Here is a 21,185-nt window from a genome sequence, read left to right as displayed (position 1 = left end):
CCCATTCATGAGCCATTCGCTGCGCGTCATTTTTGCTGGTACGCCGGAGTTCGCCGCCGAGGCGCTGGCTGCGATTCACGCAGCCGGATTTCCGGTGCCACTCGTCCTCACACAGCCCGACCGCCCTGCCGGCCGCGGCATGAAACTGCAGGCGAGCCCGGTCAAACGCTTCGCGCAGGAACACGACCTCACTGTTGCGCAACCGCCGTCGCTGCGTAGAAACGGCAAATATCCGGCTGAAGCGATCGCCGCGATCGACCAGTTGCGTGCGACACCACACGATGTCATGGTCGTTGCCGCCTACGGGCTGTTGCTGCCGCAGGAAGTGCTCGATATTCCGCCGCACGGCTGCATCAACATTCACGCGTCGCTGCTGCCGCGCTGGCGCGGCGCCGCGCCGATTCATCGCGCGCTCGAGGCCGGTGACGTCGAGACGGGCATCACGCTGATGCAGATGGACGTCGGCCTCGATACCGGCGCGATGATTTCCGAAGCCAGGACGCCGATCTATCCCGACGACACCACCGCCACGCTGCACGACCGTCTGGCGAAAGCTGGCGCCACGCTGATCGTCGACGCGCTCGTCGAACTGGAGCGTTCCGGCAAGCTGTCCTCCACACCGCAACCCACCGACGGTGCGACGTATGCCGAAAAGATCGCTAAGCACGAGGCGGCGCTCGACTGGCGGCGGCCCGCCGCCGAGCTGGCCCGTCAGGTTCGCGCGTTCGACCCGTTCCCCGGCGGCGTCGCGACACTTGAAGACGGCACCGCACTGAAAATCTGGGCTGCCGAAGCAGTTGATCCAGCACGTGAAGCCGCGCCTGGTATGATCGTCGAGGTCTCGCCGGAAGGCGTGGTCGTAGCGAGCGGCGGCGGCGCGTTGCGTCTCACGCAACTGCAGAAGCCCGGCGGCAAGCGCCTGCCTGCGCGCGAATTCCTGGCCGGCGCGACACTCGCCGCCGGGCAGCATTTCAAACTGCCTGAATCGCAGTAAACGCTGCGCCATCCGGGCCGCGGCGCCGGCACGTCCTCGTCGCTAAAGCAAAATCGTAGAGCCGCGAGCGCCGCGGCGCCATATGCCGTTCGGTCAGGTCGCGCCGCGTCCTCGCCGCGCGTTAGAATCGTTTTTGCACTGCCCACGCGCCCGAGGCTTCTCATGTTTGGCATCACCCATTTTGCTTTTTTTATCGTCGCGGTTTTCCTTCTGAACGTGACGCCCGGACCCGACACGGCCTACATCGTCGGGCGGAGCGTCGCGCAGGGCCGCGGCGCGGGGTTAGTGTCGGTGCTTGGCATTTCCGCTGGCTGTTGCGTGCATTCACTTGCCTGCGCGTTCGGCCTGACCGCGCTGCTTGCCGCGTCGGCCACGGCGTTTTCCGTCATCAAGTTCGTCGGCGCGATCTATCTGATCTATCTCGGCGCACGCCTGATCTTCGCAAAGCAGTCGGCAGAGACGCCCGCTGCGGCACAAGCCTCGCCGCGCGCGGCCGGCGCGCCGAAATCGCTGCGCCAGCTTTTCCTGCAAGGTTTCTGGACCAATGTGCTGAACCCGAAGGTCGTGCTGTTCTTCGTGTCGTTTTTCCCGCAGTTCGTCACCGCCGATAGCGAGCATAAAACGCTCGCCTTCCTCGCGCTCGGCGTGGTGTTCGTCGTCATGAGCCTGGTGTGGAACAGCTTCGTTGCGTGGATCGCGGGCAGTGTTACCCAGCGCTTCTCTGGCAAGCCGGGCGTGAAGAAATGGCTCGACCGGGGTGTGGGCAGCGCTTTCGTCGGTCTCGGCATCAAACTCGCCACCGCATCACGCTGATTGAATTTTCCTTGCGCGCCCTTATCTAACAAATCGCTTACAATCGGTCGCCGCAAGCAGGCGGCTTCAAAGTGAACCCGCATTCGGGCAAGGAGTACAGGACATGTTTAACTGGGTGAAAACCGCGATGCTGATGGCCGCGATTACGGCCCTTTTCATCGTGATCGGCGGCATGATCGGCGGTTCGCGGGGCATGATGCTCGCGTTTCTGATCGCCGTCGGGATGAATTTCTTTTCGTACTGGTTCTCGGACAAGATGGTCTTGCGCATGTACAACGCGCAGGAAGTCGACGAGACGAGCGCGCCGCAGTTCTACCGGATGGTTCGCGAACTCTCGACGCGGGCGGGCCTGCCGATGCCCAAGGTCTATCTGATCAACGAAGACGCGCCGAATGCCTTCGCCACCGGCCGTAACCCGGAGCACGCGGCTGTCGCGGCTACCACGGGCATCCTCAGGGTGCTGTCCGAGCGGGAAATGCGCGGCGTGATGGCGCACGAACTGGCCCACGTGAAGCACCGTGACATCCTGATTTCGACGGTGTCGGCGACGATGGCGGGCGCAATTTCCGCGCTGGCCAATTTCGCGATGTTCTTCGGTGGCCGCGATGAGAATGGCCGGGCGTCGAATCCGATCGCGAGTATCGCGGTGGCGATTCTGGCGCCGATCGCGGGCGCGCTGATCCAGATGGCGATTTCCCGTGCCCGCGAGTTCGAGGCGGATCGCGGCGGCGCGCAGATTTCGGGCGACCCGCAGGCGCTTGCGTCGGCGCTCGACAAGATTCATCGCTACGCGAGCGGCATTCCGTTCGCGACCGCCGAGGCGCACCCGGCAACGGCTCAGATGATGATCATGAATCCGCTCGCAGGCGGCGGCATCGCGAACCTGTTTTCCACGCACCCGGCCACCGAGGAGCGCATTGCCCGTCTGATGGAGATGGCGCGCACGGGGCGCTTCGAATGAGGTGACGCGAACGGGCCGTTTCGAATGCAGTGAATTCGGCGGCGAGGACGCTCACGGGCGTCCGGGTTCCATAACCCGAAGGGCGAGCCGGCAGGCCCGCCCTTTTTGTTTCAGCGCGGTCAATCGCTGAAAACGCGGCCAACGCGGCCAACCGCGGGCTCAGGCCACACCGATGCCGCGCGCCTCAGCCCGGCCCGGCGGCGCGCCAAGCTACAATGTCTCTTTTGCGCCACGCCGCCTGCGTGGCTCGCCTTTGCCTGATCCATGACTTCCAAGCCTTCCGAGCGTCCCGTTTCGAAATCCCCGCGTGCGCGCGAGTCGCGTCTGTCGACGCTGCATCTCGCGCCCGAGTCGCTGGGCTTTGCGCTCGATTGCGCGGCGCAGGCCGTCGGCGCCGTGCGCCTCGGTGCGGCGTTGCCTGCCGCGCTGCAGAGCGTGTTCGTCTCCGCACCTGAAGGCGCAGCGGCCGCAGCGCGCGGCGCCGTACAGGACATCGCGTACCGGACGATGCGTCGTCTCGCCACCGCCGAGGCGCTCATCACGCAGCTCGTGCGCAAGGCGCCGCCGCCACACGTCGGCCATGTGCTGGCGTGCGCGCTTGCATTGCTCATCGACCAGGAGGAGTCGGCCGCGTACACGCCGTTCACGGTTGTCGATCAGGCGGTGAATGCGATCGGCGCGCGCCGCGAATTCGCGTTTGCCAAGGGACTGGTCAACGCCGTATTGCGCCGCTTCCTGCGCGAGCGCGAAGGCCTGCTTGCCACCGTGCAGACGGACGACGTTGCGCACTGGAACTACCCGCAGTGGTGGATCGATGCCGTCAGGAATGCATGGCCGGACAACTGGCAGGCCATCCTCGCGTCTGGCAAGGAGCAAGGGCCGCTGACGCTGCGCGTGAACGCACGTCGCTCGACCGTTGCTGATTATCTGAAGGTGCTGGGCGAGCATCACATCGCAGCGAGCCAGGCTGGCGAGCACGCCGTGCGCCTCGACACACCGATGCCGGTCGATCGCATTCCCGGCTTCGACGAAGGCGTCGTTTCGGTGCAGGACGCCGGCGCGCAACTCGCCGCGCAAAACATCGACTTACAACCGGGCATGCGCGTGCTCGACGCGTGCGCCGCGCCCGGCGGCAAGACGGGCCATCTGCTCGAACTCGCCGACATCGAACTGATCGCGCTTGAAAGCGATGCGTCGCGCGCGCGGCGCATCGGTGAGAACCTGCAGCGCCTCAATCTCGAAGCCGAAGTGCGCATTGGCGATGCGGGTGACCCCACAAAGTGGCATGACGGCCAGCCCTTCGACCGCATCCTCGCTGACGTCCCGTGTTCCGCGTCGGGCATCGTGCGGCGTCATCCGGACATTCGCTGGCTGCGTCGCGCGAGCGATATTCCTGCGCTGGTTGCCGAGCAGCGGCGCATTCTCGATGCGCTCTGGCCGCTCGTGAAACCGGGCGGCGAACTGCTTTACGTGACGTGCTCGATCTTTCCTGAAGAGGGCGAGTTGCAGGCCCAGTGGTTTGGAGGCATCCATCAAGATGCGGTACGATTGGACGCGCCGGGGCAGCTGTTGCCCAAGGTCGCCCGCGCGCCGGCCGATGGATCGGGCGTGCCGCGTGCCGGGCAGGACACCGACTCGAATTCAGACCACGACGGATTTTTCTACGCGCGCTTTCAGAAACGGTGACCATAAAACGCTTCTTCCCGCTTCGGCTCGCGGCCGTGCTCTGGATTGCGCTGGCCGTTTGGCTGGGTACAGCCGAACCCGCGCGCGCCGATTCGATCGCCGTGCAGCGTGCGTCATTGCAGGCTGACGGCAATGGCTGGAATCTCGACGCGCGTTTCGACTTCGATCTGAACGGCAATCTCGAAGACGCCGTCAACAAGGGCATCCCGCTTTACTTCACGACCGACTTCGAACTCAACCGCCCACGGTGGTACTGGTTCGACGAGCAACCAGTGAGCGTCTCGCAAAGCATCCGTCTTTCATTCCAGCCGCTTACGCGCGAATACCGCGTGTCGAGCGGTGGTCTTCAGCTCGGCTTCAGTACGCTAAAAGATGCGCTCTCGGTGATCAAGCATGTCACGTCGTGGCATGTGATCGAACGCAATCAGGTCCATGTGGGTGAGACGTATAACGCGTCGGTCCGCATGCAGCTCGACGTCGCGCTGATGCCGAAGCCGTTCCAGATCGACGCGGTCAACAACCGCGACTGGAACCTCTCTTCGGACTGGAAGCGCTTTACCTTCACGGTGACCGAACGTGCTAAATAAAGTGCGCCGCGCCACCCCCGCCAGTGTCACGGGCCTCATCGTCCGCGTGATGGTGTCGACGGTCGCCGTCACGGCCGTCCTGCTGCTCGTGCTGCTCGCGGCTGCGAGCGCGAACACCGAGTTCTTCGATCGCTACTATCAGTGGCTCTACGCAGCCAACGTCGCCGTCGCGCTGATCTTCATGCTGATCGTGGCGGTGCTCGTCGTCGTCATTATCTCGCGATTGCGAAAGGGCAAATTCGGCACGCGGCTGCTCGCGAAGCTCGCATTTTTCTTCGCGCTCGTGGGCGTCGTGCCGGGCGGGATCATCTACGTCGTGTCGTATCAGTTCGTGTCGCGCAGCATCGAATCGTGGTTCGACGTCAACGTTGAAACCGCGCTTACGTCCGGACTGAATCTCGGCCGCGGCATGCTGGACGCATCGCTCTCCGATCTGCAGACGAAGGGCCGTCTGATGTCCGAGCAGCTCGCGAGCGCGGAACCCGGTAGCACGACGCTTTCGCTGTTGCGTCTGCGTGACCAGTTCGGCGTGCAGGAAGCGACCATCGTCGAGCCGGTGCGCAGCATGTCGGGCGCGACGCCGGACATGCATGTCGTCGCGCAGGCATCGGGCAACTACGCGTCGCTTGTGCCGAACGATCTGCCCACGCCGCTCATGATCGACCAGGCACGCGGTCGTGGCTATGCCGCGATCGAGGGCGAAGTGGACGGCGACCCGCATCTGCGCGGCGCGAAGGGCGCGCTGCGTCTGCGCATCGTGCAGCGCATTCCGGATTCGAACGCCTCGTTGCTGCAGCCCGCCGAACGCTTCCTGCAACTCACGGTTCCAGTTTCGCCGTCGCTCGCGCGTAACGCCGACGCCGTGCAGCGCGCCTACCGCGAGTATCAGGAAAAGGCGCTTGGGCGTACCGGTCTGCGCAAGATGTACATTGGCACGCTGACGCTCGCGCTGTTCCTCGCCACCTTCATCGCGATGATGCTCGCGCTCGCGCTCGGCAACCAGCTCGCGCGGCCGCTGTTCCTGCTCGCACAGGGCACGAAGGAAGTGACCGAGGGCGACTACACGCCGAAGCGCGAAATCAAGTCGCGCGATGAACTCGGCTTCCTGACGCAGTCGTTCAACGCGATGACGCGCCAGCTTTCCGAAGCACGCGCGGCGGTCGAGAACAACCGTATCGCACTCGAGCATTCGAAGGCGTATCTGGAAAGCATTCTTGCGAACCTGACTGCGGGCGTCTTCGTGTTCGACCGGCGCTTCCGGCTGACCACGGCGAATCGCGGCGCGGAACGCATCTTCCGTCAGCCGTTCCAGCAGATGCTCGGCGCGTCGCTCGATCGCATCGGCGTGCTCGACGAATTCGGCGCGATGGTGCGCAAGGCGTTCGCCGATCGCGAAGCGGCGAGCGGCGACGGTCACGACGATCGTGGCCACTGGCAACAGCAGGTTTCGCTGCAGATGCCGGGTGAGGGGGAGCCGTTGACACTGCTCGTGCGCGGCGCGCGACTCGTCGCGGCCACCGACGGCGATGCGGAAGACGCACAGACATCCGGCTACGTCGTCGTGTTCGACGATATTTCGGACGTGATCTCGGCGCAGCGCTCGATCGCGTGGGGCGAAGTCGCGCGACGGCTTGCGCACGAAATCAAGAATCCGCTGACGCCGATCCAGCTGTCGGCGGAGCGTCTGCAGATGAAGCTCGCCGACAAGCTCACGCCATCCGACGCTGAAGTGCTCAAGCGCGGCGCGACCACAATTGTGAACCAGGTCGCGGCGATGAAGCAGATGGTCGACAGTTTCCGCGACTATGCACGCACGCCGCCGGCGGTGCTCGCGAACCTGCAGCTCAACGAACTGGTGAGCGAGGTGCTCACGCTGTACGGCATCGAAGAAGGCAAGAGTGCGATCGCGGTGGAACTCGCGGCGCACCTGCCGGTGATTCGCGGTGACGCGACGCAGTTGCGCCAGGTGATTCACAACCTGCTGCAGAACGCGCAGGATGCAGTCGCGGACGTCGAACATCCTCGTGTGGTGCTCGAGACGCGGACAGTAGAATATGGCGATCCCGACGCTGAAGGCAAAACGCGCATCGCGGTGCGTCTGACCGTATCGGATAACGGAGCGGGTTTCCCCGCCCGCATCCTGACGCGCGCCTTCGAGCCTTACGTGACGACCAAGGCCAAAGGGACAGGTCTTGGTCTTGCTATGGTGAAGAAGATCGTCGACGAACACGGCGCGCGCATCGACATTCGCAACCGTATGAGAGCGGGCGATGTGATCGAAGGCGCGCAGATCTCGATTCTCTTCCTTCAAATGGCAGACGACGCGGCGGCGCCCGGAGCGGGGCCGCAAGGCACGCACGGCGACGCTTTGCAGGGAACGACAAAAGCAACAGTGCAGACAAGGGCAGCGTAAATGGCAACCATCCTGGTGGTAGATGATGAAATGGGCATCCGGGAATTGCTCTCGGAGATCCTGAGCGACGAAGGGCACGTTGTGGAGGCCGCGGAAAACGCGCAGGAAGCGCGCGATTTTCGCTTGCGTCAGGCGCCGGATCTCGTGCTGCTCGACATCTGGATGCCGGATACCGATGGCGTCACGTTGTTGAAAGAGTGGGCCGCGCAAGGGCAACTGACGATGCCGGTGATCATGATGTCCGGTCACGCGACGATCGACACGGCCGTCGAGGCAACGCGGATAGGCGCGCTCAATTTTCTTGAGAAGCCGATCGCTTTGCAGAAGCTGCTGAAGGCGGTCGAGCAGGGTCTCGCGCGTGGCAACGCGGTACCGCCCGTTGGCGGCGTGGCGGCGAAGCCTGCGTTGCCGGTGGGCGTGTCGGCGGTTGCGTCAGCGGCCGCGCTGCCTATGCTTTCGGCCGACAGCATGATCGGCGGCGCGTTGCCCGCTCAAACAGCGTCGATTTCCTTCGACATTCCGCTGCGCGACGCGCGCGACGCGTTCGAGCGCGCTTACTTCGAGTATCACCTCGCACGTGAGAACGGCAGCATGACGCGGGTCGCGGAGAAGACCGGGCTCGAACGGACCCACCTGTATCGCAAGCTGAAGCAGCTCGGCGTCGACCTCGGCAAGAACAAGAGTGAATAAGGCTGGTTGCGGGCCATCCCGATAAATTTCACCAAGGGGCTTGAGGCAGTCGGCCCACTTTGATATACTTTCGCTTCTTCGTTGGCCCGGTAGCTCAGTTGGTAGAGCAGCGGATTGAAAATCCGCGTGTCGTTGGTTCGATTCCGACCCAGGCCACCAGAATTTAGCCCCAGGAAAATCGCAAGATTCCTGGGGCTTTCTGCTTTTGTGGTGCCTCAATCGGGACACTTGTGCGGCCACTCGTGGAGCAGCTCATGTTGCAGTGCGTGGCGCCGTTCGCTATGCGGATCCGTCGCGAGTGGGGCCGTCAGCGGCATGTTGCGCCGCGTGATAAAATCGCGCCAGTTCAAGGACTTGCCGCGTTCGGCACATGTCCTTTTCGTTTCAGGCTGACGGTGTCCGTGAATGCGCGAGAGTGCATTGTGGCAGTGGGCGAGACAGCGCTTCGGATGTCCGGCTCGCGCGTCACGCAATAGCCACCTGCAAGCGATGAGCGGTATAAGCGCCAGCGACGCTGCGTGCGAAAGGCGCGGCCTATACTGCCTGAGACCGGCCCGACTGCGCCGGTTCAACGTGGGCCGAACATCGGCTCAAGAGGCGCCGCGCTGCTGCAGGACACACCGCGCAACGCGACGCGGGCACTCATCAATCACGGAGTTTCACGGTGACCCGGACAGACGCTAAACGTAGCGCCCTTGTGCTCTTCTCCGGTGGTCAGGACTCGGCCACCTGCCTCGCGTGGGCGCTCGAACGATACGAAACGGTCGAGACACTCGGCTTCGACTACGGTCAACGGCATCGCGTCGAGCTGGAATGCCGCGAGGGCTTTCGCAGCGCGATTGCGCGTGAATTCCCCGCGTGGGGCGAACGCCTCGGCGACGATCACATGATCGACCTCGGTGTGCTCGGCGCGATCAGCGATACCGCGATGACGCGCGAGATCCAGATCGAAGCCGCCGCGAGCGGATTGCCGAACACGTTCGTGCCCGGCCGCAATCTGATGTTCATGACGATCGCCGCGGCGATCGCCTACCGGCGCGGACTGCAGGTGCTGGTCGGCGGAATGTGCGAGACGGACTTCTCCGGCTACCCCGATTGCCGCGACGACACGATGAAAGCGCTGCAAGTCACGCTGAATCTCGGCATGGACAGCCGCTTCCTGCTCGAAACGCCGCTGATGTGGCTCGACAAGGCCGACACGTGGCGACTCGCGCAGGAGCTGGGCGGCGAAGCGCTGGTCGAGCTGATTCGCGTCGAAACGCATACGTGCTATCTCGGCGAACGCGCAGAGCTGCACAAGTGGGGTTTCGGCTGCGGCGAATGTCCGGCATGCAAGCTCCGCAAGCGCGGCTACGAAGCGTATCTCGCCGGCGAGAAAGTGACGGAGCCCGTATAGCGGCAACACGGTGCGGCAGCACGGCGCCGGTAATCAACACGTTCAGGAAACTCAGGCAGAAGGCAGCATGACGTACGCGGTCAAGGAAATCTTCTACACATTGCAGGGCGAAGGCGCGAATGCCGGGCGCCCGGCCGTGTTTTGCCGCTTCGCCGGCTGCAATCTGTGGTCGGGCCGTGAGGAAGATCGCGCGGACGCTGTGTGCCGCTTCTGCGACACCGATTTTGTCGGCACCGATGGCGAGAACGGCGGCAAATTCCGCACCGCAGAAGAACTCGTCGCGAAGATCGCGTCGCTGTGGCCGGAAGGCGAAGGCGCGCGCTTTGTCGTGTGCACCGGCGGCGAACCGATGTTGCAGATCGACCCGCCGTTCGTCGATGCCCTGCATGCCGCTGGCTTTGAGATCGCGATCGAAACCAACGGCTCGCTGCCGGTGCTGGAAACCATCGACTGGATCTGCGTGAGCCCGAAGGCCGACGCGCCGCTCGTCGTGACGAAAGGCAACGAGCTGAAGGTTGTCGTGCCGCAGGACAACCAGCGCCTCGCCGACTACGCGAAGCTCGACTTTGAATATTTCCTCGTGCAGCCGATGGACGGCCCGTCGCGCGATATCAACACGAAGCTCGCGATCGACTGGTGCAAACGCCATCCGCAATGGCGCCTGTCGATGCAGACCCACAAGTATCTGAACATTCCCTGATCCACCGTGCTGACGATTACCCGAAAACTTGAGTTCGACGCGGGCCACCGCATCCCCGATCACCGCAGCCAGTGCCGTAACCTGCACGGCCATCGCTATGTGCTCGAAATCACGCTGCAAGGCGATCTCGTCGAAACGGAAGGCGCGCCGGATCGCGGCATGGTGATGGATTTCGCCGACGTAAAGTCGCTTGCGAACGAGCATCTCGTGAACCTGTGGGACCATGCGTTTCTCGTCTACGAAGGCGATACGCAGGTGCGCGGTTTCCTCGAAACGATGGCCGGCCACAAGACGGTCGTGCTCGACCGCATTCCGACCGTCGAAAATCTCGCGGCTGTCGCGTTCGATATCCTCGCGAACGTCTACGATGCGCATTACGGCGTGAATCTGCGTTTGCACAAGGTTCGTCTGTACGAAACGCCGAACTGCTGGGCTGACGTCGTTCGCGACTGAACGGGCGCGTTATTGTCACGGTATGATCGCTTCGTAACCCAGCCGGAGCGAGACATGCCGTTCACTACACCGCGAAGCGGGCGCAACGCCCGCCGCGAAGACGTCACCAGCGTCACCAACGTCCTTTCATGTGCTTCAGGCCGCGCGCCGCGCCGCCAGGGAGCACAGTGATGAGCACGTTCACCAATCCCCTCAAGCAACGTCTGAAAGATCCTGATCCGCTGTTCGGATTGTGGCTCTCACTCGGCAGCGACACGGCCGCCGAGGCGCTCGCGCACGCCGGTTTCGACTGGCTGCTGATCGACATGGAGCACTCGCCGAACGACAGTATCGACGTCACCGGCCAGTTGCGCGCGATTGCTGCGGCGCATCTGCCGACCGAGCCGGTCGTGCGGCTGCCGGCGAGCGAGCCGTGGATCGTCAAGCGCGTGCTCGATGCGGGTGCGCGCACGTTGATGTTCCCGAATATCGAATCGGCTGAAGAAGCGGCGCAAGCCGTGCGTCTGACGCAATATCCCGGCATCGGCGGTAACGACGGCCTGCGCGGCGTTGCGGGCGCCGTGCGCGCCGCGGCGTACGGCATGCGGCGTGACTACGTGCAGAACGCGAATGCGCAGATCGCGACGATCGTACAGATCGAATCGGCGCGCGCCGTCGACAACGTCGAGCAGATCGCAGCGACCCAGGGCATCGACTGTCTGTTCATCGGGCCGGCCGATCTGGCCGCGAGCCTCGGCCATCTCGGCGACTCGAAGCATCCGGAGGTCCTGGCAGCCATTGCGCATGTCGCGGACGTCGCGCGTCGTGCAAAAGTGGCGACCGGCATCTTCGCAATGGACGTCTTGAGCGCGCGGCAATATCGCACCGAAGGCTTCCGCTTTATCGCACTCGCGGCGGACGTCATGTGGATGCTGCGCGCGACGCGTCAGGCGCTGCAGGAGGTGCGCTCATGATTCGTGCTCCATTGTCGTGGTGGCTGGCGCGTGCGGCGGGCTGCGGGGCACTTGTCGCGCTCGTCGCGGGCATTGCGACGCCGATGCAGGCCAGCGCGCAGACGGTCGTGTCGCCCAAGGCGGCGGATGCCGAAACGCAGACGGCCGTCGCGGATTACAACGCGGGCAACTTTGGCCCGGCGCTCGCCGAATTCCGCAAGGCGGCGCAGCACGGCAGCCGGCTCGCCGAGTTCAACTACGCGATGATGCTGCTGAACGGCGAAGGCACCGCGCCCGACGTCGAAGAAGGCAAGAAATGGTTGCGCAAGGCCGCCGACGCAAACATGTCGCATGCGCAGTACGTGTACGGCAAGATGTACGACGACGGCGAGTTCGTCGGCCGTGATCCGGCCGAAGCGCACGCGTGGTTTCTGAAGGCGGCGAAGCAGGGACACGTGCAGGCTGAACTGGCGCTCGCCAACCAGTTTCTGGATGGCCGCGGCACGGCGCGCGACAACCAGCAGGCGTTCTTCTGGTACAAGAAAGCGGCCGAAGGCGGCGACATGACGGCGCAGTATGTGACCGGCTCGTTCTATGAACGGGGCGGCGATGGCGTCGACCGCAATCTGAACGTCGCGCGGGCCTACTACGCGGCGGCGGCGGCGCAGGGTGATCCGGCGGCGCGCCTGAAGTACCAGCAACTCACTTCGCAGCTTCAGCAGGAACGCGAGACGAAGCCGCAGTAAGCATGATCGCGGCGGCCGACGTTCACGCGGCCGCCGCGAGTGGGTCATCTGACGGACATCTGAAACAGCAGATCAACTCTGCATCAACCGCTTCTGTCGCGAGACGCTCATGATCAGGCCGGTCGCCACGCCGAGCGTAATCAGCGCGGTCCCGCCGTAGCTCATGAACGGCAACGGCACGCCGACCACCGGCAGAATGCCGCTCACCATCCCGATGTTCACGAACGCGTAGGTGAAAAACGCCATCGTCAGCGAGCCCGCGAGCAGCCGGCCGAACAGCGTCGCGCCGTTCGCCGCGATGTAGAGCCCACGCGCGATCAGCAGCATGTAAAGCGTCAGCAGCACGATACCGCCTGCGAGCCCGAACTCCTCCGAGAACACCGCGAAAATGAAGTCGGTGTGCTTTTCAGGGATGAACTCGAGGTGGGCCTGCGTGCCCTTCATCCAGCCCTTGCCGATCGGCCCGCCTGAGCCGATCGCGATCACGGCCTGGATCGTGTGAAAACCCTTGCCGAGCGGATCGGACGTCGGATCAAGCAGCGTGCAGATACGGTGCTTCTGGTAATCGTGCATCAGCGGCCACGTGACTTCCGGCTGGCAGATCTTGTCCTGGAACGCCGCGATCGAACCCACTGCGATCACGCATGCAATCAATACAGGCACGATCAGCTTGAAACTCAAACCCGCGAAGTAGATGACGAACAGACCCGCCGCGAACACCAGCACGGCAGTGCCAAGGTCAGGCTGTTTCGCGATCAGCCCAACCGGCACCGCGAGAATCAGCAGGCCGACCACGTAGTCGAACCAGCGCATCACGCCTTCGCGCTTCTGGTAGTACCACGCGAGCATCAGCGGCGTCGCGATCTTCATGATCTCGGACGGCTGGATCACCACGCCGACGTTGATCCAGCGCTTCGCGCCCTTGCGCGTCAGTCCGAACATCGCCACAGCGACCAGCAGCGCGACGCCGAATGTATAGAGCGGCAATGCGAAGCGCATCAGTGTGGTCTGCGGGACGGTGGCGAGCGCCCACATCAGCGCGAACGTCAGCATGATGTTGCGCAACTGGTCCTCGACCTTACCGGGCATGTCGAGCGTCGCGCTGTACAGCGTCACGATGCCGACGCACAGCAGCAGAAAGACGATCAGTGCCAGCGGCTTGTCGAAGCCCAGAAACATGCGCTTGATGCGGTCGAGCCAGGCGCGCTTGTCGAATTGCATGCCTTTCTCCTTTATTCGTCCATGCCGCCGGTGGCCGGCTGATTCGGCGACGCCGGCGCCATGCCGGTATCGCGCGAGGGCGCGGCCGCCGTCGTGGGTGTGTCGCTGGCCGGCCGTGATGGGCGCGGGGACTTGCGGGGTGCTTTGACTGCGTCGGAAGCGGATACGGCGTCGGCTGCCGAAGCGCTCTTCGCAGCGGCGCGTGCCGCTTTTGATGTCGATGCGGCTAGCGGTTTCGCTGCGCCAACCCCCGATGCGGGTGAAGTCGCCGACGCGCCCGTTGCTGCCGACGCGCCCAGCGCGCCATCCGCTCCTGACGCCGCCGCGTCAGGCTTCGGCTTCACCGGCGCGCCCGGAGGCGGCGGCAGCGGCGTGTAACCCGCCGCGACCTTCGTCGGCGTCGCCACCTGCGGCTGCGCCGGCGCGTCTCCGATGACCGGCGCCGAGGCATCTTCGGTCGCCGACGCCGCGGCTTCGATCGCCGCCGCTTCCGCGCCCGGCTTCGTCCGGTCGACGAGGTAATAGTCGAGCACGCGACGCGCAATCGGCCCGGCTGCCTGCGCGCCCCAGCCGCCGTTTTCGACGATCAGCGCGACCGCGATTGTCGGATGATCCGCCGGCGCGAATGCGATGAAGAGCGCGTGGTCACGCAGATGCTCGGCGAGCGCGTGGCCGTGGTACTTCGCGCCCTGCAGCGAGAAGACCTGCGCCGTCCCGGTCTTGCCCGCCGACGCATACGCCGCATTGCGGAACACCTGGTATGCCGTGCCTGACGGATTCGTCGTCACGTTTTCCATGCCGCGCTTGATGACGTCGATATCCGCCTGCGCCACGTTGATGCGGCCATCGTCCTTCGGCACGGTCAGGTGTGTATCGCGCGTGATCGGGTTTTCGACCTCTTTCACGAGGTGAGGCTTCATCAGCACGCCGTTGTTGGCGAGCGTCGCGGTGGCGTGCGCGAGTTGCAGGATCGTGTACGAGTTGTAGCCCTGGCCGATGCCGAGACTGATCGTTTCGCCCTCGTACCAGCGCTGCTGTTCCGGCTTGCGGTACGCCTTGCGCTTCCATTCCGTCGAAGGCAGGATGCCGCGCGCTTCGCCGGAAATATCGATGCCGGTGATCTGGCCGAAGCCCCACGGCTTCATGAAACCGGCGATCGCGTTGACGCCGAGATCGTGCGCGAGCATGTAGAAATACGTGTCGTTCGACACCATGATCGCGCGGTTCATGTCGATCCAGCCCTGACCCTGCGGCACGTCGTTGCGGAACGTGTGGCCGGCGAACGTGTACGAGCCCGGATCCTGGAAGCCCCAGCTCGGCGTGCGCTTGTGCAGCGTGAGCGCGGCGAGCGCCATGAACGGCTTGTACGTCGAGCCCGGCGGATACGTGCCGTGCAGCGGGCGGTTCAGCAGCGGGTGATCCGGCGAATTGTTGAGATCGTCCCAGGTCTGCTGGTCGATGCCGTCGACGAACGAATTCGGATCGAAGCTCGGCGCCGACACGAACGCGAGCACGTCGCCCGTTGCCGGTTCGATCGCGACGAGTGCACCGCGCCGGCCGGCGAACGCCTGCTCCGCGACCTGCTGCAGCCCGATATCCAGCGACAGCACGAGGTTGTTGCCTGGCGTCGCCTGCGTGCGCGACATCGTGCGCACCGGACGGCCGCCGGCCGTCACTTCGACTTCCTCGAAGCCCGTCAGGCCGTGCAGTTCGGTTTCATAGCTCTGCTCGACACCGATCTTGCCGATGTAATCCGTGCCCTTGTAATTGTTCGCGTCGAGGCGCGGATCGTAGTGATCCGAATCGCTGTCGTTCTGGTCGCTGGCGTCGTCGATGCGTTCCTGGTCGCGCTGCGAAATCCGCCCGATATAGCCGATCACGTGCGCCGCCGTTGGCCCAAGCGGATACTGGCGGAACAGACGCGCGCGCACTTCGACGCCCGGAAAGCGGAAGCGCTGCGCAGTGAAACGCGCGACTTCGTCGTCGGTGAGACGCGTGCGGATCGGCAGGCTCTCGAAGTTCTTCGAGTCTTCCTGCAGCTTCTTGAAACGACGGCGGTCGCGGGCGTCGACATTGACAACGGTCGCGAGACTGTCGATCACGTTTTCCAGCGAGTCGTTCAGCTTCGACGGTGTGATTTCCAGCGTGTAGGCCGAATAATTCTTCGCGAGCACGACGCCGTTGCGGTCGGTGATGATCCCGCGGTTCGGCACGATCGGCGCGACGGAAATGCGGTTTTCGTCGGCCTGCAGCGAGTATTTGCTGTAGTGCCACACCTGCAGGAACAGGAAGCGGAAACCGATCAGCCCGAAGCAGACGAACACGAACAGGCCCGCCGCGGCGACCCGCAGGCGGAACTTCGAAAGCTGCTGTTGTGTGTCCTTGAATTCGGTCATGCGTGTATGCAATGGGCCGGCGGGCGGCCGTCAGGTAAGACGTGCCCGCGTGCGATGGCGGGCGGAAAACCTAAACGTGGCGCGTCGGGCCGGCGGGATAGATACGTGTTCAATCGAGCTCCCGACGCGTGGTGCGGCCTAGATGGGCCGGGTATCGTCCGGATCGGCGGGGCGGCGCTGCGGCATCAACAACAATACGCTTGCGATGGGCCAAAGTGCAGCTTCGACGAAACCGTCGATCAGATAGCCCCAACCTGGAAACGATGCGCCCGTCAAAAGACGGATCACGAACGGCACGATCTGCGCGCCGACCAGCAGCGGCATGACCGCAAACGTCTGAATGCCGATCGACATCCACAGCACGCGCCTGTGAATCGTGATCGCGCCGTATGACAGCAGCGTATAGGCAAGCGCGTGTTCGCCGAGCAGGCTCGCGTTGTGCACGTCCATCAGCAGGCCGAGGAAAAACGCGATGCCCATGCCGACCTTGCGCGGCTGGTGAACGTTCCAGAACAGCAGCACCAGCGCGACGAAGTCGGGCACGGCGATCAACCGGCCCCACGGCATCAGGTTGAGCAGGAAGGCGGCGGCGAGGCTGAACGCGATGAAGTACGGGTTGACCGGCTGCAGGATGTATTGCGGGCGGTTCATGGCTTCGTCCCCTGCGTGCTCTTCTCGCTTTTCTCGCTTTTCTTTGTACCGGCCGTTGCCGAGGCAGGCTGGGCGGGTTTCGCGTTCTTTTCCGTGGCGTGGGTGGCGGACTTGTCCGCCGGCTTTTCACCAGCCTTGTCCGCGGTTTTTTCCGGTGCTTTCGCGGCGCCCTTGTCGACCGGCTTGGCGTTTCGCTTCGCCTTGGCATCCTTCGCAGCGGCGACGGGATCGGGCTCGGCCGGCCGCGGCGGCACGTCGTTCAGATAGTGCAGCACGAGCAACTGGCGCGCGCCGCGCACCTGCGCGATCGGCACGCAGATCACGCGGGCGAACGCGGTGTCGGCCTGCTTGTCGACCCGCGCCACCTTCGCGACCGGCAGACCCGGCGGATACACGCCGTCGAGACCGCTGGTGACGAGTTCGTCGCCGGCCAGCACATCGGCGCTGATCGGCACGAAGCGCAGATCGAGCGAGTCGCCCTTCGGCGTGCCGTAGATCACGCTGCGCAAACCCGTACGGACGATCTGCACCGGCACGGCCTGATCCTTGTCGGTGAGCAGCGTGACTTCCGACTGCAACGGGAACACACGCGTGACCTGGCCGATCACGCCATCTTCGTTGACGACCGGCGAGCCGTCCTTCACGCCCTGCTGCGAGCCGCGCCCGATCACGACTTTCTGCGTGAACGGATCGCGCGTGTCGTACTGGATTTCGGCGGGCGTGGATTGCGTGGTGCTGCGCTGCGACAGATCGAGCAACGCGCGCAGATGACCGTTCTCGGCGCCGAGTTCGGCGACCTGATTAGCCTGCTGCGACAACTGGAGGTTTTTCGCGCGCAGCTTGTCGTTCTCGCTACGCAGCGTCGTGCTGCTCACGGCGAGATCGGCCGCGCCCATGAACAGGTCGCGTGGCACGAGCGCCGCGCGTTGCAACGGATAGAGGCCCGCGCCGAGGACGCCGCGAACGATCTCGAGGGTTCGGAACCGTGCGTCGGAGATCAGCAGGGCCAGCGCCAGCACGACGAAGAAGATCAGTCGTGCGAGTGCCGACGGGCCTTGCCTGAACAGGGGCGGCGGACTGTATTCCATGGTCGGCGCCGGGGGCGTGAGCGTGGTGGGTGAGACTGCGGCGCGTCAGATAAGCGCCTGGCGGGCGGCGACGGCGGCTGGCATGGCCAGCCGGTAGGTCCGTGCCGCCTTCATCTATTAGACTCGCTTACTCGTACGAGAAGATGCTGCCGAGCTTGTCCATGCGCTCGAGCGCCATGCCCGAGCCGCGCACGACGCACGTCAGCGGGTCTTCGGCGACGAGCACCGGCAGGCCGGTTTCTTCCGCGAGCAGACGGTCGAGGTCGCGCAGCAGCGCGCCGCCGCCCGTCAGCATCATGCCGCGTTCGGCGATGTCGGCACCGAGTTCCGGCGGCGTCTGTTCGAGCGCGATCTTCACCGACGACACGATCTGGTTCAGCGGATCGGTGAGCGCTTCCAGGATCTCGTTGCTGGAAATCGTGAAGCTGCGCGGGATGCCTTCCGACAGGTTGCGGCCCTTCACTTCCATTTCCTTGACTTCGGAACCCGGGAAGGCGGAGCCGATTTCCTTCTTGATGGCTTCGGCGGTTTGCTCGCCGATCAGCATGCCGTAGTTGCGGCGGATGTAGTTGACGATGGCTTCGTCGAACTTGTCACCGCCGACGCGCACCGAACCCTTGTACACGATGCCGCCGAGCGAGATCACGCCGACTTCCGTCGTGCCGCCGCCGATATCGACGACCATCGAGCCCGTGGCTTCCGACACCGGCAGGCCCGCGCCGATTGCAGCGGCCATCGGTTCTTCGATCAGGTAGACCTGCGAGGCGCCCGCGCCGTGCGCGGCTTCCTTGATCGCACGGCGTTCGACCTGGGTCGAACCGCACGGCACGCAGATGATGATGCGCGGCGACGGCGAGAACATGCGCGATTCGTGAGCGGTCTTGATGAACTGCTTGATCATCTGCTCGGTGACGGTGAAGTCGGCGATCACGCCGTCTTTCATCGGGCGGATCGCCTCGATGTTGCCCGGCACCTTGCCGAGCATCTGCTTGGCTTCCTTGCCGACGGCCTGAATTGTCTTTTTGCCGTTGGGACCGCCTTCCTGGCGGATAGACACTACGGAGGGTTCATCGAGAACGATGCCTTTGCCGCGCATGTAGATGAGCGTATTGGCAGTGCCGAGGTCAATGGCCAGATCGTTGGAGAAGTAGCTGCGCAAAAAACCGAACATTCAAAAATCCTGTCTCGCTTGGGGCCGGGCCTCGCATCGTACGCGCAGGACGGCAGCGGAAAAAATAACAGCTTCAGGTCGGGCAGGAACATGCCACAGGAGCCTGAAACTGCGAGGGAATCTACCGGAGACTGGAGCAAGGCCGCTCGGTTCACTCTGGAAAATGTCCAGAAAGGCCTTGGTAAGTCGGACCGGGTTTGGGTCGAACGCGTAATGATACCTTATAATTTTGGATGTTTTGGAGGAAACGGACGGTACTTTTTCCCGTCGCCGGCCCCTTTTGGAGGTCGCGCTCCAATCTCGTAACTCTCTGTCGCAGCACTCTTTTTCCGCGCTGCGCCAGTCCACGTCTTCTTCCGGTGACTGCATGGCTCTGACCCTGACCGATGTGAAACGCATCGCACACCTCGCGCGGCTCGAATTGCCCGACGCCGACGCGGAGCACACGCTTGCCCAGCTCAACGATTTTTTCGGCCTCGTCGAGCAGATGCAGGCAGTCGATACCACCGGCATTGCGCCGCTTGCGCACCCGATCGAGCAGATCGAAGACGTCGCGCTGCGCCTGCGTGACGACGTCGCCACCGAAGTCGTGCGCCGTGAGGAATTCCAGCGCCCGGCGCCGGCGGTGCAGGAAGGCCTGTATCTGGTGCCGAAGGTCATCGAATAGGCGTTTGCCGCGCGCCCGTCGCGAGTCTCCATTCGACGGGCATCCATGGCACGGCACGCCGGCGGGCAGCCGGACGCCTCCACGACAGCGCATCGCGTGCTGTCGCGCTTTCCAGGAAAAACGCAATGCATGAAAAAAGTTTGATCGAACTGCGCGCCGCGCTCGATGCGAAGGAGTGCTCCGCCGTCGAACTCGCAGAGATGTATCTGCAGCGCATCGAAGCGGCGAAAAGCCTGAATGCGTTCATCCAGGTCGATCCCGAACTCACGCTCACGCAGGCGAAAGCCGCCGACGTCCGTCTCGCCGAAGGCAACGCGGGCCCGCTGACGGGCCTGCCGGTCGCGCACAAGGACGTGTTCGTCACGCGCGGCTGGCGCTCGACCGCCGGCTCGAAGATGCTCGAGAACTACGAAAGCCCGTTCGACGCGACCGTCGTCGACCGGCTGGGGCGCGCGGGAATGGTGTGCGTCGGCAAGACGAACATGGACGAATTCGCGATGGGTTCGTCGAACGAGAATTCGTACTTCGGCCCGGTGCAGAACCCGTGGGACCGCAAGGCGGTGCCGGGTGGTTCGTCGGGTGGTTCGGCTGCGGCCGTGGCGGCGCGTCTCGCGCCCGCTGCGACCGGCACGGACACCGGCGGCTCGATCCGTCAGCCGGCGTCGTTCACGGGCATTACCGGCATCAAGCCGACGTACGGCCGCGTGTCGCGCTACGGCATGATCGCGTTTGCTTCGTCGCTCGATCAGGGCGGCCCGTTCGCGAAGACCGCCGCCGATTGCGCGACGCTGCTCAATGCGATGGGCGGTTTCGACGAGCGCGATTCCACCAGCCTCACGCGCGACGACGAAGACTACACGCGCTATCTCGGCAAGACGTGGTCCGCCGACGCAAGCGCAGGCAAGCCGCTCGCCGGTCTGCGCATCGGTTTGCCGAAGGAATACTTCGGCGCCGGTCTCGCCGATGATGTGCGCGCTTCGATCGATGCTGCGCTCAAGCAATACGAAGCGCTCGGCGCGACGCTCGTCGAAGTCTCGCTGCCGAAAACCGAACTGTCGATTCCCGTCTACTACGTGATCGCGCCGGCGGAAGCGTCGTCGAACCTGTCGCGTTTCGATGGCGTGCGTTACGGCCACCGCGCAGCGGAATATCGCGATCTGCTCGACATGTACAAGAAGTCGCGCGCGGAAGGGTTTGGCCCGGAAGTGAAGCGACGCATTCTGGTCGGTACGTACGTGCTGTCGCATGGCTATTACGACGCGTACTACCTGCAGGCGCAGAAGATCCGCCGCATCATCGCGCAGGACTTCCAGGAAGCGTTCAGACAGTGTGACGTCATCATGGGACCGGTGTCGCCGTCGGTCGCGTGGGATCTCGGCGCGAAGGGCGATGATCCTGTGCAGATGTACCTTGCGGACATCTACACGCTGTCGGTGAGCCTCGCTGGTTTGCCGGGCATGAGCGTGCCGTGCGGCTTCGGCGCGGGCGCGAATGCGCAGCGTCCGGTGGGGCTGCAGATCATCGGCAACTATTTCAACGAAGCCCGTATGTTGCAGGTCGCCGATGCGTTCCAGCGCGCGACCGACTGGCATCGCAAATCACCGGCAGGAGTGTGAATCC

General features: G+C 64.1%; 19 protein-coding genes and 1 tRNA gene. 15 read left to right on the top strand and 5 right to left on the bottom strand.

Annotated elements, in window-relative coordinates; all coding sequences use genetic code 11:
* The first annotated feature begins 7 nt into the window (after window positions 1–7).
* From fmt to P3T21_RS06510, 13 genes are all read left to right on the top strand, one after another.
* Window positions 8–994, top strand: coding sequence for a methionyl-tRNA formyltransferase (gene fmt / locus P3T21_RS06570; RefSeq protein WP_429255101.1), 987 nt, complete (start codon window positions 8–10; stop codon window positions 992–994).
* Between the two features lie 162 nt (window positions 995–1,156).
* Window positions 1,157–1,807: a LysE family translocator gene (locus P3T21_RS06565; RefSeq protein WP_429255100.1), complete on the top strand. Its 651-nt coding sequence runs from the start codon at window positions 1,157–1,159 to the stop codon at window positions 1,805–1,807.
* 103 nt (window positions 1,808–1,910) lie between these two features.
* The gene (gene htpX, locus P3T21_RS06560; RefSeq protein WP_429255099.1) at window positions 1,911–2,768 is read left to right on the top strand and encodes a zinc metalloprotease HtpX; all 858 of its coding nucleotides are present in this window, start codon (window positions 1,911–1,913) and stop codon (window positions 2,766–2,768) included.
* Between the two features lie 264 nt (window positions 2,769–3,032).
* Window positions 3,033–4,454, top strand: coding sequence for a 16S rRNA (cytosine(967)-C(5))-methyltransferase RsmB (gene rsmB, locus P3T21_RS06555; protein WP_429255098.1), 1,422 nt, complete (start codon window positions 3,033–3,035; stop codon window positions 4,452–4,454).
* Window positions 4,451–5,041 carry a DUF4390 domain-containing protein gene (locus tag P3T21_RS06550; protein WP_429255097.1) on the top strand — a complete coding sequence of 197 codons (591 nt, stop codon included), beginning with the start codon at window positions 4,451–4,453 and terminating at the stop codon, window positions 5,039–5,041. Before rsmB ends, P3T21_RS06550 begins: the two co-directional genes overlap by 4 nt.
* Window positions 5,031–7,454: an ATP-binding protein gene (locus P3T21_RS06545; RefSeq protein WP_429255096.1), complete on the top strand. Its 2,424-nt coding sequence runs from the start codon at window positions 5,031–5,033 to the stop codon at window positions 7,452–7,454. Before P3T21_RS06550 ends, P3T21_RS06545 begins: the two co-directional genes overlap by 11 nt.
* Window positions 7,455–8,144, top strand: coding sequence for a response regulator transcription factor EsaR (esaR, locus tag P3T21_RS06540; protein WP_429255095.1), 690 nt, complete (start codon window positions 7,455–7,457; stop codon window positions 8,142–8,144). It abuts the gene before it with no gap.
* An 83-nt stretch (window positions 8,145–8,227) separates the two neighbouring features.
* Window positions 8,228–8,303: transfer RNA gene (locus tag P3T21_RS06535), tRNA-Phe, on the top strand.
* Between the two features lie 505 nt (window positions 8,304–8,808).
* Window positions 8,809–9,540, top strand: a complete 732-nt coding sequence (queC, locus tag P3T21_RS06530; protein ID WP_429255094.1) for a 7-cyano-7-deazaguanine synthase QueC — start codon at window positions 8,809–8,811, stop codon at window positions 9,538–9,540.
* 67 nt (window positions 9,541–9,607) lie between these two features.
* Window positions 9,608–10,240 carry a 7-carboxy-7-deazaguanine synthase gene (gene queE, locus P3T21_RS06525; protein ID WP_429255093.1) on the top strand — a complete coding sequence of 211 codons (633 nt, stop codon included), beginning with the start codon at window positions 9,608–9,610 and terminating at the stop codon, window positions 10,238–10,240.
* A gap of 9 nt (window positions 10,241–10,249) precedes the next feature.
* Entirely contained in the window at window positions 10,250–10,693 is a 444-nt protein-coding gene (gene queD, locus P3T21_RS06520; protein ID WP_429255176.1) for a 6-carboxytetrahydropterin synthase QueD, read from the top strand.
* A 170-nt stretch (window positions 10,694–10,863) separates the two neighbouring features.
* A complete protein-coding gene (locus P3T21_RS06515; RefSeq protein WP_429255092.1) occupies window positions 10,864–11,646 on the top strand; it encodes an HpcH/HpaI aldolase family protein in 783 nt (260 codons plus the stop codon).
* Window positions 11,643–12,371: a tetratricopeptide repeat protein gene (locus P3T21_RS06510; protein WP_429255091.1), complete on the top strand. Its 729-nt coding sequence runs from the start codon at window positions 11,643–11,645 to the stop codon at window positions 12,369–12,371. Before P3T21_RS06515 ends, P3T21_RS06510 begins: the two co-directional genes overlap by 4 nt.
* Window positions 12,372–12,443: 72 nt before the next feature.
* Here P3T21_RS06510 and rodA read toward each other — a convergent pair whose 3' ends face one another.
* From rodA to P3T21_RS06485, 5 genes are all read right to left on the bottom strand, one after another.
* On the bottom strand, window positions 12,444–13,592 hold the full coding sequence (rodA, locus tag P3T21_RS06505; RefSeq protein WP_429255090.1) for a rod shape-determining protein RodA: 1,149 nt from the start codon (window positions 13,590–13,592) through the stop codon (window positions 12,444–12,446).
* 11 nt (window positions 13,593–13,603) lie between these two features.
* Window positions 13,604–15,988 (bottom strand): penicillin-binding protein 2, encoded by a 2,385-nt coding sequence (gene mrdA, locus P3T21_RS06500; RefSeq protein WP_429255089.1) that lies wholly within the window; start codon window positions 15,986–15,988, stop codon window positions 13,604–13,606.
* Between the two features lie 138 nt (window positions 15,989–16,126).
* The gene (gene mreD / locus P3T21_RS06495; protein WP_429255088.1) at window positions 16,127–16,639 is read right to left on the bottom strand and encodes a rod shape-determining protein MreD; all 513 of its coding nucleotides are present in this window, start codon (window positions 16,637–16,639) and stop codon (window positions 16,127–16,129) included.
* Window positions 16,636–17,727 (bottom strand): rod shape-determining protein MreC, encoded by a 1,092-nt coding sequence (gene mreC, locus P3T21_RS06490; RefSeq protein WP_429255087.1) that lies wholly within the window; start codon window positions 17,725–17,727, stop codon window positions 16,636–16,638. The genes mreD and mreC overlap by 4 nt, the downstream gene beginning before the upstream one ends.
* Window positions 17,728–17,854: 127 nt before the next feature.
* Entirely contained in the window at window positions 17,855–18,898 is a 1,044-nt protein-coding gene (locus P3T21_RS06485; protein WP_004189550.1) for a rod shape-determining protein, read from the bottom strand.
* 367 nt (window positions 18,899–19,265) lie between these two features.
* On the opposite strand from P3T21_RS06485, the gene gatC reads away from it, so the two are divergent.
* Both gatC and gatA read left to right on the top strand, forming a co-directional pair.
* Complete coding sequence (gene gatC, locus P3T21_RS06480; protein WP_429255086.1) at window positions 19,266–19,565, top strand: Asp-tRNA(Asn)/Glu-tRNA(Gln) amidotransferase subunit GatC; 300 nt, start codon at window positions 19,266–19,268, stop codon at window positions 19,563–19,565.
* Between the two features lie 125 nt (window positions 19,566–19,690).
* Window positions 19,691–21,181 carry an Asp-tRNA(Asn)/Glu-tRNA(Gln) amidotransferase subunit GatA gene (gene gatA / locus P3T21_RS06475; protein ID WP_429255085.1) on the top strand — a complete coding sequence of 497 codons (1,491 nt, stop codon included), beginning with the start codon at window positions 19,691–19,693 and terminating at the stop codon, window positions 21,179–21,181.
* Window positions 21,182–21,185 lie beyond the last annotated feature (4 nt).

The sequence above is a fragment of the Paraburkholderia sp. GAS334 genome (genome assembly GCF_050436625.1).
Lineage (GTDB): Bacteria > Pseudomonadota > Gammaproteobacteria > Burkholderiales > Burkholderiaceae > Paraburkholderia.
Note: the sequence above shows the minus strand (reverse complement) of the source record. Positions and strands in the feature narration are given on the sequence as shown.

What these genes read in the sequence shown, in the direction of transcription:
- fmt (WP_429255101.1), top strand. Translation starts at nt 8, where the DNA reads ATGAGCCATTCGCTGCGCGTCATTTTTGCTGGTACGCCGGAGTTCGCC.
- P3T21_RS06565 (WP_429255100.1), top strand. Translation starts at nt 1,157, where the DNA reads ATGTTTGGCATCACCCATTTTGCTTTTTTTATCGTCGCGGTTTTCCTT.
- htpX (WP_429255099.1), top strand. Translation starts at nt 1,911, where the DNA reads ATGTTTAACTGGGTGAAAACCGCGATGCTGATGGCCGCGATTACGGCC.
- rsmB (WP_429255098.1), top strand. Translation starts at nt 3,033, where the DNA reads ATGACTTCCAAGCCTTCCGAGCGTCCCGTTTCGAAATCCCCGCGTGCG.
- esaR (WP_429255095.1), top strand. Translation starts at nt 7,455, where the DNA reads ATGGCAACCATCCTGGTGGTAGATGATGAAATGGGCATCCGGGAATTG.
- queE (WP_429255093.1), top strand. Translation starts at nt 9,608, where the DNA reads ATGACGTACGCGGTCAAGGAAATCTTCTACACATTGCAGGGCGAAGGC.
- P3T21_RS06515 (WP_429255092.1), top strand. Translation starts at nt 10,864, where the DNA reads ATGAGCACGTTCACCAATCCCCTCAAGCAACGTCTGAAAGATCCTGAT.
- P3T21_RS06510 (WP_429255091.1), top strand. Translation starts at nt 11,643, where the DNA reads ATGATTCGTGCTCCATTGTCGTGGTGGCTGGCGCGTGCGGCGGGCTGC.
- rodA (WP_429255090.1), bottom strand. Translation starts at nt 13,592, where the DNA reads ATGCAATTCGACAAGCGCGCCTGGCTCGACCGCATCAAGCGCATGTTT.
- mrdA (WP_429255089.1), bottom strand. Translation starts at nt 15,988, where the DNA reads ATGACCGAATTCAAGGACACACAACAGCAGCTTTCGAAGTTCCGCCTG.
- mreD (WP_429255088.1), bottom strand. Translation starts at nt 16,639, where the DNA reads ATGAACCGCCCGCAATACATCCTGCAGCCGGTCAACCCGTACTTCATC.
- mreC (WP_429255087.1), bottom strand. Translation starts at nt 17,727, where the DNA reads ATGGAATACAGTCCGCCGCCCCTGTTCAGGCAAGGCCCGTCGGCACTC.
- P3T21_RS06485 (WP_004189550.1), bottom strand. Translation starts at nt 18,898, where the DNA reads ATGTTCGGTTTTTTGCGCAGCTACTTCTCCAACGATCTGGCCATTGAC.
- gatC (WP_429255086.1), top strand. Translation starts at nt 19,266, where the DNA reads ATGGCTCTGACCCTGACCGATGTGAAACGCATCGCACACCTCGCGCGG.
- gatA (WP_429255085.1), top strand. Translation starts at nt 19,691, where the DNA reads ATGCATGAAAAAAGTTTGATCGAACTGCGCGCCGCGCTCGATGCGAAG.